Below are 15,343 nucleotides of genomic sequence, written 5' to 3' on the forward strand. Positions count from 1 at the left end.
CCACTTGTCCGACCGGACTCCGCACTCCCGCACGCCGCCCCACCGCCCCACGAACGGAGTGACCATGGAAGCCCTCTCACGCCGCACCCTGCTGGCGGCGGGCGCCGCCACCGCCGCCACCCTGGCGGCCGGCTGCGGCAGCGACCACGCCACCGGCGGAGTGCGGGTGCCCGGAGCCGTCGTCCCGGCCACCGGCGCGGCCGACGAGCGGGGCGACACCCCCGCCCCGGCCCCGGCCCCCAAGCCGCAGGCCGTCCTGATCGGCGACGGCTCCACCTCGGACACCGGCGCCCAGCCGCACCAGCCGGTCCCCGACCGGCTGCAGCCCGGCCAGCGCCCGCCGCAGTTCGTGGTCTTCTCCTGGGACGGCGCCGGCGAGCTCGACAACGGCCTGTTCGCCCGCTTCCGCCGGCTGGCGCAGGAGCACGACGCGAAGATGACCTTCTTCCTCAGCGGCCTCTACCTGCTGCCGGAGTCCAAGAAGGACCTCTACCGCCCGCCGCAGCACAGGGCCGGCGCCTCCGACATCGGCTACCTGAGCGACCAGCACATCCGCGACACCCTGGAGAACGTGCACGCGGCCTGGCTGGAGGGCCACGAGATCGGGACCCACTTCAACGGCCACTTCTGCGGCTCCACCGGCGTCGGCAAGTGGTCCCCCGAGGAGTGGGACAGCGAGATCCAGCAGGCGATGGACTTCGTGACGAACTGGCGCACCAACACCGGCTTCACCGACCTGCCGGCGCTGCCCTTCGACTACCGCAAGGAGCTGATCGGCAGCCGCACCCCCTGTCTGGAGGGCCAGCGCAACCTGCTGCCCACCGCGGTCAAGCGCGGCTGGCGCTACGACAGCAGCGGCAACGGCACCCAGGTGTGGCCGCAGAAGATCCAGGGCGGCGCCCTGTGGGACCTCCCGCTGCAGTCCATCCCGTTCCCCGGGCACACCTTCCAGGTGCTCTCGATGGACTACAACATCATGTACAACCAGTGCGGCCCCAACACCAAGGCCGACCCGGCGCTCCACCCCGGCTTCCAGACCCAGGCCCGCGACGCCTACCTGATGGGCTTCGACCGCACCTACAACGGCAACCGGGCGCCGTACGTCATCGGCAACCACTTCGAGGAGTGGAACGGCGGCATCTACATGAACGCCGTCGAGGACGTCCTCCGGACCATCGCGGGCAAGCCGGAGGTCCGGCTGGTCTCCTTCCGGCAGTTGGTCGACTGGCTGGACGCCCAGGACCCGGCGGTGCTGCGCAAGCTCCAGACCCTCGCCCCGGGCCAGGCGCCGGCCGGCGGCTGGGAGGCCTTCCTCGGCGCCCCGGTGGGGGCCGGAGCCCCCGCCGGGTCCTGACCGTCAGGCCTTCGCCCGCACCCGGCCGGCCAGCAGCGCGCCGAGCAGCGCCACCCCGGCCATCGACAGCAGGATCACCGCGAACGCGCCGGGCGAGCCGGCCGCCCCGCCGCCCTCGTGGGCGGCGGCGAGCGCCCCGCCGCCCAGCGCCGCGAACAGCACCCCGGCCATCCCGGTCAGCAGCACGTTGCCCAGCGCGTCGCTCATCTGCAGGGCGGCCGAGTTGGCCCCGGCGTCCTCCGGCGTGGAGAGCTTCATCATCAGCACGCTGACGCTCGCGATCGCCATCCCCATCCCGATGCCGCCGACGCCCCAGGCCACCGACGCGACCCAGGCCGGCACCGCCGGGAACAGCACCAGCGCGGCGCCCCCGATCGCCACCGCGGTCAGCAGCAGGCCGCCCCGGATCATCGCCTCGCGGTAGCGCTCCGCCCCGGGCCGGCCCTGGAGCCAGGAGCCGACCGCCCAGGTGAGGCCGCCGCTGGTCAGGGTCAGGCCGGCCAGCGTCGGCGAGAGGTCCCGCTGGGTGGTCATCATCAGCGGGACGAAGGCCTCGGCGCCGAGGAACGCCCCGGCCGCCATCCCGCGCAGCAGGATCACCGCCGGCAGCCCCCGCCCGGCCCGCAGGGTCCCGGTCGGCAGCAGCCCCAGGACGGCCGGCACCAGCAGCGCCGCCCCGGCGATCCCCGGGAGCAGCCCGATCAGGTCGCGCCGCTGGCCCGCGTACTGCAGCAGGCCGGCGCCGACCGCCGCCATCGCGGCCAGCAGGGTGCGACGGCGGTCGAAGGCCGCGCCCCGGACCACCGGGCGCTCCCGCTCCGAGCGGGCCAGCGCCGGGCCCATCACGGCCAGCGGCAGCAGGATCAGCGCCGGCACGGCCAGGAACACCCAGCGCCAGCCCAGGTGCTGGGTGACGGCCCCGGAGACCAGCGGGCCGATGATCGAGGGCAGCACCCAGGCGGAGGAGAAGGCCGCGAACACCGCGGGCCGCAGCCGCTCCGGGTAGGCCCGGCCGACGACCACGTACAGCGCGACGATCACCAGCCCGCCGCCCAGGCCCTGGATCGCCCGGCCGGCCACGAACACCCACATCCCGGGCGCCGTCCCGGCCACCACCAGCCCCACGCCGAACACCGCGATGCCACTGAACAGCGGCCTCAGCGGGCCGCTCCGGTCGCACCACTGGCCGGAGACGACCAGGGCGAACAGGGTGGTGGTGAAGTAGCCGGAGAAGGCGAAGGCGTACAGCCCGAGCCCGTTCAGCTGGCGGGCCGCGGTCGGCATCGCGGTGTTGACGGCCGTCGCCTCGAAGGCGATCACCAGGACCACCGAGACGATCCCCAGGGTCAGCGCGCGGTAGCGGCCGCCGAGCACCCCGCCACCGGGGTCGTCGTCGAGGGGTATCGGAACAGGGTCGACCGAGGTGGGGGAGGCAGTGGTCATACGTAACATCGTAAGAGCCGTCCGCCTCGATGACCCCTGACCCCGGTCGGTGATCGACTCCGCCCCGGGACCTACGCCGCGGGCCCGCCGGGGCTCAGTGCAGCACCTTGAGGCCCACCACGCCGGAGACGATCAGCAGCAGGCAGCCGATCCGGGCCATGGTCACCGCGTCCCCCAGGACGGCCATGCCGTAGACCGCGGTGCCGACCGCGCCGATACCGACCCAGACCGCGTAGCCGGTGCCGATCGGAATGGTGCGCATCGCGTACGCCAGCCCGCCCATGCTGAACAGCAGGGCGACGCCGAAGACGAGGCTGGGAACGAGGCGGGTGAAGCCCTTGGACGATTCCAGGGCGACCGCCCAGACGGTTTCGAGGAAACCCGAGAGGATCAGAACGAGCCAGGCCATGACGGTGGTGCCTCCGCAGTCCACAGCGGCCGGATTGCCGCTGAACTGCGCCGTCTTGTCGTCACCGGGTACGACGCGCTCGTCCGGGGTGGCGGAAATGCCGCCACCGGTCTCCGACGGTAGCACACACTGCCATACAGAATTTACAAAGGAGCGTTGACCGCTCTCCCCGGATCGGCCACTATGAATTCACTGGCCGTGTGCCCGAGTGGCTTAGGGAACCGTCTGCAAAGCGGTACACGCGGGTTCGATCCCCGCCATGGCCTCGTGGAGAAAGGAATTGCCGGTCGACCCGGAAAAGTCGGCCGGCAATTCCTTTCCGCTGTTTGCACCGCTTTCCGTCGCCTTTCCGAACCGGCCGGTCAGGCGGTGACGGCGTCCTCCGCCCGGATCGGCAGCCGGCCGACCGGCAGGCCGGTGGCGGCGCGCACCGCCGCGGCCACGGCCGCCGGGGCGACCACCGCGGGGACGGCGCCGACCGCCTTGGCGCCGAACGGGGCCACCACGTCGCGCTCCTCCAGCAGCGCGGCGATCCGCACCTCCGGGGTGTCCAGCGCGGTGGGCAGCCGGTAGCCCGTGAGCGAGGGGTTCTGCAGCACCCCGCCCTCCGTCCGCAGGTCCTCCAGCAGCGCCAGACCGACGCCCTGGGCCACCCCCGCCTCGATCCGGTCCTCGATCTGGCGCGGGTTCAGCGCCCGGCCGACGTCCTGGGCAACGGTCATCTCGACCACCCGGACGGCGCCCAGCTCGATGTCCACGTCCACCACCGCGCGCATCGCGCAGAACGAGATGGAGACGAAGGCGTCGCCCTGCCCGGACTCGTCCAGCGGCTCGGTGGGGTGCGGGCGGCACTGCGCGGTCGCCCACAGCTCCTTGCCCTCCAGCGCCTCGGCGACCGGCATGCCGAGCACCCCGTCGTACGAGGTGATCTTGCCGTCGGCGATCTGGAGCAGCTCCGCCGACATCCCGAAGTTCGCCGCGATCGGCTGCAGCAGCTGGTGGCGGACCATCAGCGCGGCCCGCTCGACGGCGCCGCCGGAGACCCAGGTGTGCCGGCCGCGGGCGGACGGCCCGGCGATCGACTGGTCGCTGTCGGCCGGCGCGATGTAGACCTCGCTGACGCCCAGCACCGTCTGCACGATCTGCCGGGCCAGCGTGGCGAAGCCCTGCCCGGCGTCGACCGCCGCGCAGATCACCGTCGCGTGGTCGCCGCTGACCCGCACCGTCGCGGTGGAGACCTCGTCCTCGCCCTCGGCGCCCAGCATGTGCACCATGCCGACGGCGTAGCCGATGCCGCGCCGCACCGCCGCCGGGTCGCCCGCGCCGCCGGGCCCGCCGGGCAGCAGCCACTCGGCGTCCGGGTCGTCCACCGGCAGGGCCGGCAGCGGCTCGGCCGCGACCGCGTCCAGCAGGGCGCGCACCGGCGCCGGGCAGGTGACGGCCTGTCCGGTGGGCAGCGGGTCGCCGGTGGACATCGCGTTGCGGCGGCGGATCTCCACCGGGTCCACGCCGATCCGGGCGGCCAGCTGGTCCAGCTGGGACTCGTACGCGAAGCAGGCCTGCAGGGCGCCCTCGCCGCGCATCCGGCCGGCCGGCGGGTTGTTGGTGCGCACCGCCCAGGCGTCCACGAAGACGTTCGGGCAGACGTACGGACCGGCCGAGAAGGCCGTCGCGGCGGCCAGCGCCTCGGCGGAGACGTCCGCGTAGGCGCCGCCGTCCAGCAGGATCTGCGCCTCGACCTTCACCAGCGTGCCCTCGGCGTCGGCGTGGTGGCGGTAACGCAGCAGCGCGGGGTGACGCGAGGTGTGGGTGTGGAAGGACTCCTCGCGGGTGAGCGTCATCTTCACCGGGCGACCGGTGCGCAGCGCCAGCAGGGCCAGGGTGACCTGGAACGAGAGGTCCTCGCGGTCGGTGGTGGCACCGGGCACGCCGGTGGCCACCAGCCGGACCCGGTCCGGCTCCAGCCCGAGGCAGGCGGCGGTGCGGTCGCGGTCGCCGTGCGGGTCGGTGGAGGACAGGTGCAGTTCGACACCGCCGTCCGGGCGCGGCACGGCCAGCCCGGCCTCGGCGCCGAGCGGGGCCGGGTCCTGCCGGCCGACCTGGTAGAGGCCCTCGACGATGATCTCGCCGACCGCGTCCGGGTCCCCGGTGCGCAGCGGCAGGTGGCGGAACAGGTTGCCGTCGGGGTGCAGCGGCGGCGCGGTGAAGGACTGCTCCGGGTCGGTGACGGCCTCCAGCGGCTCGTAGTCGACCGCGATCAGGCCGACCGCCAGCCGGGCGGTGTCCGGGTGGTCGGCGGCCACCGCGGCGATCGGCTCGCCGTGGTGGCGCACCACGCCGGCGGCCAGCACCGGCCGGTCGGAGACGATCGGCCCGGCCGGGGCGCCGTCGGGGGTGCCGTCCGGGCCGGGCGGCAGGTCGGCGGCGGTGACCACGGCGTGCACCCCGGGCAGCGCCAGCGCGGCCGAGGTGTCGATGCCGCGGATCCGGGCGTGCGGGTGCGGCGAGCGCAGCACCGCGCCCCACAGCAGGCCCTCGGCCCAGAGGTCGGCCGCGTACGGGTAGATGCCAAGCGCCTTCGGCAGCGCGTCGCCGCGCAGCGGGGAGCTGCCCAGGCCGATCGGCTCCGGTGCGCCGCCCTCGCCGCCGTCCTGCTGGAGTGCTGCGCCGATGTCGGTAGGCGACGTCATGATGCGTGGTCGTCCTCGGGGAGCCGGATGCCGTGGGCGGGGGTGGCCCCGTACGGGACACCGGCCGGGGCGCCGCCCTCGGCCGGGGCACCGTGCGGGTGCGGAGCGGGGTACGGCGTGCCGTGCGGCGGGGTGCCGTCGTAGCCGGTGCCGGGCAGCGGGGTGCCGTGCGCGGGCGTGCCGTGCGGCGGCGTGCCGTCGTAAACGGCGCCGGGCAGCGGGGTGCCGTGCGCGGGGGTGGGCTCGTAGACCGGGGCGTCGTACCCGGCGTCGTAGCCGTTCTGCTGCTGGTGGCCGTCCGGGTAGGGCAGGTAGGTGCCGTGCGCGGGGGTGGCCTGGTAGGGCTGCTCGGGGTAGCCCTGCGGCGGGTAGTACACCTGCTCGTCGGCGGCCTGGGCGGGGATGGCGTCCCGGATCGGGGCCAGCACGGTGGTGTCGTACACGCCGGTGTCGTAGCCGCCCTGGGGGTCGCCGTACGGCACTCCGGCCGGGGCCGGCCCGACGCCCGGCTGCCCGACGGCGTGCTGCGGGACGGCGTGCTGCTCGACGGGCTGCTGCGGGACGGGCTGCTGCTCGACGGCCTGCTGCGGGACGTGCTCGATCCAGTCCCCGGCGTCGGCGTAGACCGGCGGCTCGACGGCCTGCCCGGGCTCGACCGGCGCCTCCGCCGGCCGTGCGGCGGGCGGCTCGGCGACGGGCTCGGCGACCGGCTCGGCCGGGGCCTCGGCGGCGGGCCCGGCGGCGGCCTGCGCGGCGGCGGCCTCGGCGGCCTCCTCCGCCTGCTCGGCCTCCAGCGCGCGGGCGTCCGCGACGGTCTGAACGGCGGCCAGCACGCCCCGGTAGCCGGTGCAGCGGCAGAGGTTGCCGCACAGGGCCTGACGGGCCTCCACCTCGGTGGGCCGGTGGTTGCGTTGGAGCAGGTCGTGCACCGCCATCGCCATGCCGGGGGTGCAGTAGCCGCACTGGACGGCGCCGGAGGCGGCCAGCGCCTGCTGGACGGCGCTCGCGCCGCCGGCGGCCGACAGGCCCTCGACGGTGTTGATCTCGCTGTCGGCGGCCAGCGCGGCGGGCACCAGGCAGCCGGCCACCAGCTGGCCGTCCACCTGCACCGAGCAGGCCCCGCACTCGCCCTGCTCGCAGCCGTCCTTGGCGCCGGCCAGGCCGAGCCGCTCGCGCAGCACGTAGAGCAGGCTCTCGCCGATCCAGGCGTCGGTGACGGGCCGTTCGAAACCGTTGACCCGCAGCGTGTACGAGGCGCACGGGCGCAGCTCGCGGCTGACCTGCGGGGAGAGGCCGAGCGGGTCGGCGTCGAGGGTCTCGATGGGGTCTGTGGTCACTTCAGCACCCTTCCCAGCGCCCGTCGGGCCAGCACCGATACGGTACGCCGCAGCCGAACGGCGGCCGCTGTCGGCCCCTCGGTCACGGCCTCCCAGGCGCCCTCGGCGCCGTAGTCGTCGGGGACGCAGGCGGCGGCCACGTACTCGCCGAAGGCGGCGGTCGCGGCCGGGTCGATCTCCCGGCTGCCGTCCCAGTCGATGCAGCCGGCCACCCAGGCCTCGGCTTCCAGCGGGCGCAGCGGCACCGGCGCGACGGCCCCGACGGCGCAGCGCACCGAGCGCCTGGCCGGGTCGAGGACGAGGGCGACGGAGGCGGTGGCGCGGGCCGGGCCGCTGCGGCCGGTGGCCTTGAGGAAGACCTGCGGGGCGTGCAGCAGCGGGACGCGCACCCAGGTGAGCAGTTCGCCGGGGCGCACCGGGTCGAGTCCGGTGAGCAGGTGACTGACCGGCACCTCGCGGGTGCCCCCGGCCCGGGTCAGGGTGACGCCGGCCTCCAGCGCGGTGAGCACCGGGAGGGTGTCGCCGGCCGGGGCGGCGGTGACGATGTTCCCGCCGAGGGTGCCGACGTTGCGGACCTGCGGCGGGCCGGCGGTGCGGGCGGCGTCGGCGAGCGCGGGGATGAGCGCGGCGAAGTCGGGGCGGTCCATCCGGGCGTGGGTGAGTCCGGCGCCGAGGACGGCGGTGCCGCCGTCCTCGTAGCGCCAGCCCCGCAGTTCGGTGATCCGGCCGAGGCCGACCAGGGCGGCGGGGCGCAAGCGGCCGGCGTTGACGGCCTCCATCAGGTCGGTGGCTCCGGCCACCGGTACCGCGGCCGGAGCGGCGGCCAGCGCGTCGACGGCCTCGTCGAGGGAGGCCGGCAGCATGATCGTCCGGTTCACCTGGGTCCCACCGTGCTCCACTTGCTCATCGATCGCCTGCCGCCCGCCGGCCTGCGGCCGTGCCGTCCTGCGTCAGCAGCCCGGCCTGGCCCGTAGGGTACGGGCGATCGGGCCGGGTTGGGCAACTCTGGCACACAATGCTCGATGATCATTTCGGGGCCGGTGAACGGGGCTGCCCGATTGGGACCGATACCGGGCGGTATCTGCCCCGACCCGCTCCGGGCCAGGGCAGATGTTCATCAGTTCTTGACGTCCGATGACCGCTCAGAAGTTCCCGGTCAGCACGACCGGGGCGTGTCACGGGGGTCCCGGCGGCCCCGGAAAGGGCCCCCGGGACACCCCCTAACGGACCGGCGGCGGGCCCTCGATCGGCCGGCCGGCCGGGGCGGGCCAGCGCTGCCACGGGTGCGGCCCGTCGGCCGGGCGGTACTCGACGCCGAGCGCGTCCAGCGCCTTCAGGTGGGTCGTCAGCCGCCGCTCGAAACCGGCGAAGTCCCGCTCGGCCGGCTCGGCGGGCAGCGCGGACCAGGCGACCTCGGCGAAGGCGACCAGCCGGGGGAAGGCCCGGTAGTCGATGTCCCGGGCGCTGTCCATGAACTCGCTCCACAGGTTGGCCTGGGTGCCGATCACGTGCCGGGCGGCGGCCTCGTCCAGCTGCTTCGGGACGGGCTCGAACCGGTAGACGTCCTCCAGCGTGCGCACGAAGCCGACCGGGATCGGCTCGTCCGGCCCGTCCGCCTGCCGGTGGTCGAAGTAGACGTGCTGCTCGGGGCACATCACCACGTCGTGCCCGGCCTTCGCGGCGGCGATCCCGCCGCCGAAGCCGCGCCAGGAGGAGACCGCGGCGCCGGGCGCGAGCCCGCCCTCCAGGATCTCGTCCCAGCCGATCAGCCGGCGGCCGCGCTCGGCCAGCCAGCGGTCGAAGTGCCGGATCAGGTGGCTCTGCAGTTCGTCCTCGTTGGCCAGGCCCAGCTCGCGGATCCGCGCCTGCGCGGCGGCGCTGTCCTTCCACTGCTCCTTGGGGCACTCGTCGCCGCCGAGGTGGACGAACTCGGACGGGAAGAGCTCCAGGACCTCCTCCAGCACGCCCTCGAAGAAGCGCAGGGTCTCCTCGGAGGCGTTGAGCACGTTGTGGCTCACCCCCCAGTCGGTCCACACCCCGAGCGCGGCGGTGTCCACCACGTCGGTGTTGCCCAGCTCGGGGTAGGCGGCGACGGCGGCCTGGGTGTGGCCGGGCAGGTCGATCTCCGGGACGACGGTGATCCCGCGGGCGGCCGCGTAGGCGACGATCTCGCGCAGGTCGTCCTGGGTGTAGAAGCCGCCGTGCGGGCGGTCGTCGCGGCGCTGTCCGGCCCGGTACCCGACCATCGAGCGGTCCCGCCAGGAACCGCGCGCGGTCAGCCTCGGGTAGCGCTTGATCTCGACCCGCCACCCCTGGTCGTCGGTCAGGTGCAGGTGCAGCACGTTGAGCTTGTGCGCGGCCAGCAGGTCGACGAAGCGCAGTACGTCCGCCTTGGGCAGGAAGTGCCGGGCGACGTCGAGCAGCGCGCCGCGCCAGCCGAACCGGGGGGCGTCCTCGATGTCGGCGCCGGGCAGCACCCAGCCCTCGTGGCGCAGCGGCGAGCGGCGGTAGGCGTCCGGCCCGAGCAGCTGCCGCAGGGTCTGCGCGCCCCACAGCGCGCCGGCCGGGCCGCCCGCGGCGAGCAGGGCGTGGCCGGGGCGCACCGTGATCCGGTACGCCTCGGCGGCGAGCGTCCCGTCCTGGACCAGCTCGATGCCCGCGCCCGGCCGGCCCGGGCCGAGCGGCAGCCCGGTGGCGGCGGACAGCGTGGCCCGCAGCCAGCGCTCGGCGTCGGCCAGCGCGGGGGGTGCGGTCAGCGTGGTGGCGGCGTCGAGCGGATAGTCCTCGTCCGGGCGGCGGGCGGCACTCGAAGGTGCGGGAATGAGGTCCATTCCGACATCCTGCCCACGCCCCGACGATTGGCATAGACCACCAGGGGAACCCTGGTGCTATGCAAAACGGCGTTGTGCGGGGCGCCGCGGACTACTTCTTGTCGCCGTCGCCGCCCTGCGGCTTGCCGATGCCGTCGTAGATCTCCTTGCACATCGGGCAGACCGGGTACTTCTTCGGGTCGCGGCCGGGCACCCACACCTTGCCGCAGAGCGCCACCACGGGGGACCCCGAGAGCGCGCTCTCCATGATCTTGTCCTTCTGGACGTAGTGCGCGAAGCGCTCGTGGTCGCCGTCCCCGTGGGACACCTGCGGGACGGGCTCGACCAGGGTGCCGGTGCCGAGGCCGCGCTCGGGCTCAAGAGTGCTCATGGGTGCCAAGTCTATGGGCGCCTCCGGAAACCCGGCCAGTGTCGCGGCTCCGGGCCGGTCGGCTCAGTTCATCGTCGGGTCGTCCGGGTAGGTCGCCAGCAGGGCGAGCGGGCCGCGCTGGCGGCGCAGCACCGAGCGCCACAGCCGCTCCGGCTCGGGGCTGGAGACGTCCCCCGGCTCGCAGTCCACCAGGTACCAGGCGCCGCTCTCCAGCTCCGCCTCCAGCTGCCCGGGCGACCACCCGGCGTACCCGGCGAAGATCCGCAGGCTGCCCAGTTCGCCGGCCAGCACCTCGGGCGGCGCCTCCAGGTCCACCAGGCCGATCGCGCCGTGCACCCGGCGCCAGCCGAGCGGCTCGCCGGTGCCCGGCTCCCCCGGCGCCACCGCGAGGCCGAGCGCCGAGTCCAGCGCCACCGGGCCGCCCTGGAAGACCACGGCCGGCTGTCCGACGAGTCTGTTCCAGCCGTCCAGCACACTGCCCACCTCGACCGGCGTCGGCCGATTCAGGACCACGCCGAGCGCCCCCTCGACGTCGTGGTCGAGGAGCAGCACCACCGCCCGCGCGAAGTTCGGGTCGGTGAGCAGGGGCGTCGCGACGAGCAGACGGCCGGTCTGGGACCGGCCTCCGTGCGAATGGGCCGCCGTCATGCCCACATGATCCCGCAGAACCGCACCGCTCGGACACCGCAACGCCCGGAAACGGCCACGCCCACGAACACCCGTACGGCCGTACCGGGGGGCGGGCCCGGGCCCGGAGAGAGCACCATCACGGGAGAGGCTCACGGGAACCAACGGCACGCCTACTACCATCTACGTCTGGTGGACGCCTTTATACGGTGCCGACTCGGTTTCGCCGGGGGCCCGAACGCGCCCGTACGACCGGTCCACCACCGGCTCTCTCCCGGAGCCCTCCCCCCGACTCCTCTGGCACCCCGGATTGCGAGAACGATGACCGACGACGTCCTGCTGGTCCACGGCGGAAACCCGCTCGAAGGCGAGATCCGCGTCCGCGGAGCGAAGAACCTGGTGCCCAAGGCCATGGTCGCCGCCCTCCTCGGGCAGGGCCCCAGCAGACTGCGCAACGTCCCGGACATCCGCGACGTCAAGGTGGTCCGCGGCCTGCTGCAGCTGCACGGCGTGACCGTGCGCACCGGTGACGAGGACGGCGAGCTGATCCTCGACCCCTCGCACGTCGAGAGCGCCAACGTCGCGGACATCGACGCGCACGCCGGCTCCTCGCGGATCCCGATCCTGTTCTGCGGCCCGCTGCTGCACCGCCTCGGCCACGCCTTCATCCCCGGCCTGGGCGGCTGCGACATCGGCGGCCGCCCGGTCGACTTCCACTTCGAGGTGCTGCGCCAGTTCGGCGCCAGCATCGAGAAGCACCCGCAGGGCACCTACCTGGTGGCCCCGCAGCGGCTGCGCGGCACCAAGATCGAGCTGCCCTACCCCTCGGTCGGTGCGACCGAGCAGGTGCTGCTCACCGCGGTGCTCGCCGAGGGCGTCACCGAGCTGCGCAACGCGGCCATCGAGCCGGAGATCGTCGACCTGATCTGCGTGCTGCAGAAGATGGGCGCGATCATCACCCTGGGCACCGACCGGACGATCCTGATCACCGGTGTGGACGAGCTGAACGGCTACAACCACCGCGCGCTGCCGGACCGCCTGGAGGCCGCCTCCTGGGCCTGCGCGGCGCTGGCGACCAAGGGCGACATCTACGTCCGCGGCGCCCGCCAGCTGGAGATGATGACCTTCCTGAACACCTTCCGGAAGGTCGGCGGCGCCTTCGAGGTGGACGACGAGGGCATCCGCTTCTGGCACCCCGGCGGCGAGCTCAAGGCGATCGCCCTGGAGACCGACGTGCACCCGGGCTTCCAGACCGACTGGCAGCAGCCGCTGGTGGTCGCGCTGACCCAGGCCACCGGCCTGTCCATCGTCCACGAGACGGTGTACGAGTCGCGGCTCGGCTTCACCGGCGCGCTGAACCAGATGGGCGCGCACATCCAGCTCTACCGCGAGTGCCTGGGCGGCACCCCGTGCCGCTTCGGGGCCCGCAACTTCCTGCACTCCGCGGTCGTCTCCGGCCCGTCCAAGCTGATCGGCTCCGAGCTGGTCATCCCGGACCTGCGCGGCGGCTTCTCGTACCTGATCGCGGCGCTGGCGGCCGAGGGCACCTCGACCGTGCACGGCATCGACCTGATCAACCGCGGCTACGAGAACTTCATGGACAAGCTGCGCGACCTGGGCGCCCACGTCGAGCTGCCCAGCGAGCAGCTGGTCGACGCCTGACGGTCCGGCCGCGACGGCAACGGCGAGAGGCCGGGCTCCCCAGTGGGGAGCCCGGCCTCTCGGGCGTTCAAGGGGTGGCTCAGGCAGCGCCCTTGGCGGCTTCCTTCAGCTTGGAGCCGGCGCTCACCTTGGCGCTGTAACCCGCGGCGATCTGGATCGGCTCGCCGGTCTGCGGGTTGCGGGCGGTGCGGGCAGCGCGGTGGGTGCGCTCGAAGGTCAGGAAACCGGGAATGGTGACCTTCTCGTCGCCCTTGGCGACGACCTCGCCGACGATCTCGGCGAAGGCGGCCAGAACGGCGTCGGCGTCCTTGCGGGTCACCTCGGCGCGCTCGGACAGCGCGGCCACCAGCTCACTGCGGTTCATGTGTACTCCTGTGGTCTGTTCGCTTGCGGTGCGCGGGGGCCCATCGGTGCTCCCACCGGGGGGCACCCGGATAGGCCGCAGGTCCGCACACTGTGCTCATGCAGGCAATGCGTGGTCGCAGGCCGGGTCCGTACCCGATGCCGCGCGCCGGAGCCGTCGAAGGCCCGCCCGCCCGCCTGGGTACGAATCCTGCCCCGACCGGCCCCGAGAAAGCCAATCGGGCCCCGGCCGAGCCACCCGAACATCGCCCGCCCGTCGGAGGTGTGACGCTCCGTCGGCTCCGGCGGACCGGACCCGGGCGGCGGTCGGGACGACACGCCGGAAGACCAGGGGGACGTTCCGTACTTGTCGGACACGCCTGCCCCGTGCAGGGCTACGGTACGCCCTACGACTGACAAGCCCAAACACGCCCCTCGCCCTTGTGTCGCAAGGGTTCGGGGCGAGCTGGGCGGGTATGACCGCTATTCGCACATTTGAGCGATCTGCGACACGTCGCCCGAGCCGTCCGTCAGAGCTTGACGGTGGGGAACGCGGCGGTGTCGAGGGTGCCCACGATGCCGGGGGTCGGACGGGCCGGCGCGCGGTCCTCCTGGGCCCCCGCCAGGGCCGCCTCGCGCACCGCGGAGGCGACGGTCTTGGCCACGTCCTTGTGGAACACGCTCGGGATGATGTAGTTCGCGTTCAGCTCGTCGTCGGCCACGGTGGTGGCCAGCGCCCGGGCGGCGGCGATCATCATCTCGGTGTTGACGGTGCGGCTCTGGGCGTCCAGCAGGCCGCGGAAGACACCCGGGAAGACCAACACGTTGTTGATCTGGTTCGGGAAGTCGCTGCGGCCGGTGGCGACCACGGCGGCGGTCTGCCGGGCGATGGCCGGGTCGACCTCCGGGTCCGGGTTGGCCAGCGCGAAGACGATCGAGTCCTCGGCCATGGTGGCCAGGTCGTCGCCGTCCAGGACGTTCGGGGCCGAGACGCCGATGAAGACGTCGGCGCCCGCCACGGCCTCCTTGAGGCTGCCGGTGCGGCCCGAGCGGTTGGTGTGCTCGGCGATCCAGCGCAGGTTCTCGTTGAGGTCCCCGCGGCCCAGGTGGACCACGCCGTGCACGTCCGCCACGGTGGCGTGCTCGACGCCGGCCGCCATCAGCAGCTTGAGGATCGCGGTGCCGGCGGCGCCGGCACCCGACATCACCACGCGGATGTCGCCGATCCGCTTGCCGACCACCTTCAGCGCGTTGGTGAGGGCGGCCAGCACCACGATCGCGGTGCCGTGCTGGTCGTCGTGGAAGACCGGGATGTCCAGGGCCTCGCGCAGCCGGGCCTCGATCTCGAAGCAGCGCGGCGCGGAGATGTCCTCCAGGTTGATCCCGGCGAAGCCCGGGGCGATCGCCTTGACGATGGCGACGATCTCGTCGGTGTCCTGGGTGTCCAGGCAGATCGGCCAGGCGTCGATCCCGGCGAAGCGCTTGAACAGGGCCGCCTTGCCCTCCATGACGGGCAGCGCGGCCTCCGGGCCGATGTTGCCCAGGCCCAGCACCGCGGAGCCGTCGGTGACCACGGCGACGCTGTTGCGCTTGATGGTCAGGCGGCGGGCGTCCTCGGGGTTCTCCGCGATCGCCATGCAGACCCGGGCGACACCCGGGGTGTAGATCATGCTGAGGTCGTCACGGTTGCGGATCGGCAGCTTGGAGGACATCTCGATCTTGCCGCCGAGGTGCATCAGGAAGGTGCGGTCCGAGACCTTGCCGATCGACACGCCGTCGATCGTGCGCAGCTTCTCGACGATCTCCTCGCCGTGCGCGACCGAGGCCGCCGCCACCGTGACGTCGATCCGCAGCGCCTCCAGCCCGGAGGCGGTGACGTCGAGACCGGTCACCGATCCGCCGGAGGACTCCACGGCCGTGGTGATCGCGCTGACGGCGTTGCCCCGGGCCGGGACCTCCAGCCGTACCGTGATCGAGTTGGAGACACTGGGCACCGTCGCCATCGACGCTTCCTTCTTCCGTCTGTCCCGCAGGCTCAACATTTTGTTGAAGGCATCGCCTGCGCATGCTAGACGTCGATCGTCGCACCTTCCAAGGGGTAGCCAGAAATAACGTTCATTGAGTGTGCGGACCCGACAATCCCACCCGATGGCCGTCCGGCTCCCGCCGCTCGCTCCTTGCCTCTCCCGGCCGATGCGTTACATTGGACGGGACACCGGCTCGATCCAAGCCCCCGGGCCCAACCTTCGTCCCTTCGAGGGACCACTTGCCGCGAGGC

11 protein-coding genes, 1 tRNA gene, 1 pseudogene and 1 riboswitch are annotated in these 15,343 nt (G+C 73.6%); of the genes and pseudogenes, 3 read left to right on the top strand and 10 right to left on the bottom strand.

Annotated elements, in window-relative coordinates:
- Positions 1–64 precede the first annotated feature (64 nt).
- Positions 65–1,354 (top strand): hypothetical protein, encoded by a 1,290-nt coding sequence (locus ACFCY1_RS14795; protein WP_199823158.1) that lies wholly within the window; start codon positions 65–67, stop codon positions 1,352–1,354.
- Positions 1,355–1,357: 3 nt separating this feature from the next.
- On the opposite strand, the gene ACFCY1_RS14800 is transcribed toward ACFCY1_RS14795, so the two are convergent.
- On the bottom strand, positions 1,358–2,797 hold the full coding sequence (locus ACFCY1_RS14800; RefSeq protein ID WP_375874778.1) for an MFS transporter: 1,440 nt from the start codon (positions 2,795–2,797) through the stop codon (positions 1,358–1,360).
- Between the two features lie 94 nt (positions 2,798–2,891).
- Positions 2,892–3,206, bottom strand: a complete 315-nt coding sequence (locus tag ACFCY1_RS14805) for a multidrug efflux SMR transporter (protein ID WP_049656934.1) — start codon at positions 3,204–3,206, stop codon at positions 2,892–2,894.
- 44 nt (positions 3,207–3,250) lie between these two features.
- Positions 3,251–3,316: riboswitch (guanidine-III (ykkC-III) riboswitch) on the bottom strand.
- Between the two features lie 84 nt (positions 3,317–3,400).
- On the opposite strand from ACFCY1_RS14805, the gene ACFCY1_RS14810 reads away from it, so the two are divergent.
- Positions 3,401–3,472, top strand: a tRNA-Cys gene (locus ACFCY1_RS14810).
- 96 nt (positions 3,473–3,568) lie between these two features.
- Here ACFCY1_RS14810 and ACFCY1_RS14815 read toward each other — a convergent pair.
- From ACFCY1_RS14815 to ACFCY1_RS14840, 6 genes and pseudogenes are all read right to left on the bottom strand, one after another.
- Positions 3,569–5,896, bottom strand: coding sequence for a xanthine dehydrogenase family protein molybdopterin-binding subunit (locus tag ACFCY1_RS14815; protein ID WP_079272634.1), 2,328 nt, complete (start codon positions 5,894–5,896; stop codon positions 3,569–3,571).
- Positions 5,897–6,701: 805 nt separating this feature from the next.
- Positions 6,702–7,161: pseudogene (locus tag ACFCY1_RS14820) on the bottom strand ((2Fe-2S)-binding protein); the annotation flags it as partial.
- A 68-nt stretch (positions 7,162–7,229) separates the two neighbouring features.
- Positions 7,230–8,096 (bottom strand): xanthine dehydrogenase family protein subunit M, encoded by an 867-nt coding sequence (locus ACFCY1_RS14825; RefSeq protein ID WP_049659370.1) that lies wholly within the window; start codon positions 8,094–8,096, stop codon positions 7,230–7,232.
- 357 nt (positions 8,097–8,453) lie between these two features.
- Positions 8,454–10,064, bottom strand: a complete 1,611-nt coding sequence (locus tag ACFCY1_RS14830; protein WP_074005025.1) for a beta-N-acetylhexosaminidase — start codon at positions 10,062–10,064, stop codon at positions 8,454–8,456.
- Positions 10,065–10,155: 91 nt separating this feature from the next.
- Positions 10,156–10,434, bottom strand: coding sequence for a DUF3039 domain-containing protein (locus ACFCY1_RS14835; RefSeq protein ID WP_049653451.1), 279 nt, complete (start codon positions 10,432–10,434; stop codon positions 10,156–10,158).
- A gap of 63 nt (positions 10,435–10,497) precedes the next feature.
- A complete protein-coding gene (locus tag ACFCY1_RS14840) occupies positions 10,498–11,082 on the bottom strand; it encodes a YqgE/AlgH family protein (protein ID WP_375874779.1) in 585 nt (194 codons plus the stop codon).
- A 300-nt stretch (positions 11,083–11,382) separates the two neighbouring features.
- Between ACFCY1_RS14840 and murA the strand changes: the two genes are divergently transcribed.
- Entirely contained in the window at positions 11,383–12,723 is a 1,341-nt protein-coding gene (gene murA, locus ACFCY1_RS14845; protein WP_049653446.1) for a UDP-N-acetylglucosamine 1-carboxyvinyltransferase, read from the top strand.
- A 79-nt stretch (positions 12,724–12,802) separates the two neighbouring features.
- On the opposite strand, the gene ACFCY1_RS14850 is transcribed toward murA, so the two are convergent.
- Both ACFCY1_RS14850 and ACFCY1_RS14855 read right to left on the bottom strand, forming a co-directional pair.
- Positions 12,803–13,087, bottom strand: coding sequence for an HU family DNA-binding protein (locus ACFCY1_RS14850; RefSeq protein WP_030242980.1), 285 nt, complete (start codon positions 13,085–13,087; stop codon positions 12,803–12,805).
- Positions 13,088–13,595: 508 nt separating this feature from the next.
- On the bottom strand, positions 13,596–15,068 hold the full coding sequence (locus ACFCY1_RS14855; RefSeq protein ID WP_049653443.1) for an NAD-dependent malic enzyme: 1,473 nt from the start codon (positions 15,066–15,068) through the stop codon (positions 13,596–13,598).
- Between the last annotated feature and the right edge of the window lie 275 nt (positions 15,069–15,343).

Source organism: Kitasatospora sp. NPDC056273, assembly GCF_042268845.1.
Classification (GTDB): domain Bacteria; phylum Actinomycetota; class Actinomycetes; order Streptomycetales; family Streptomycetaceae; genus Kitasatospora.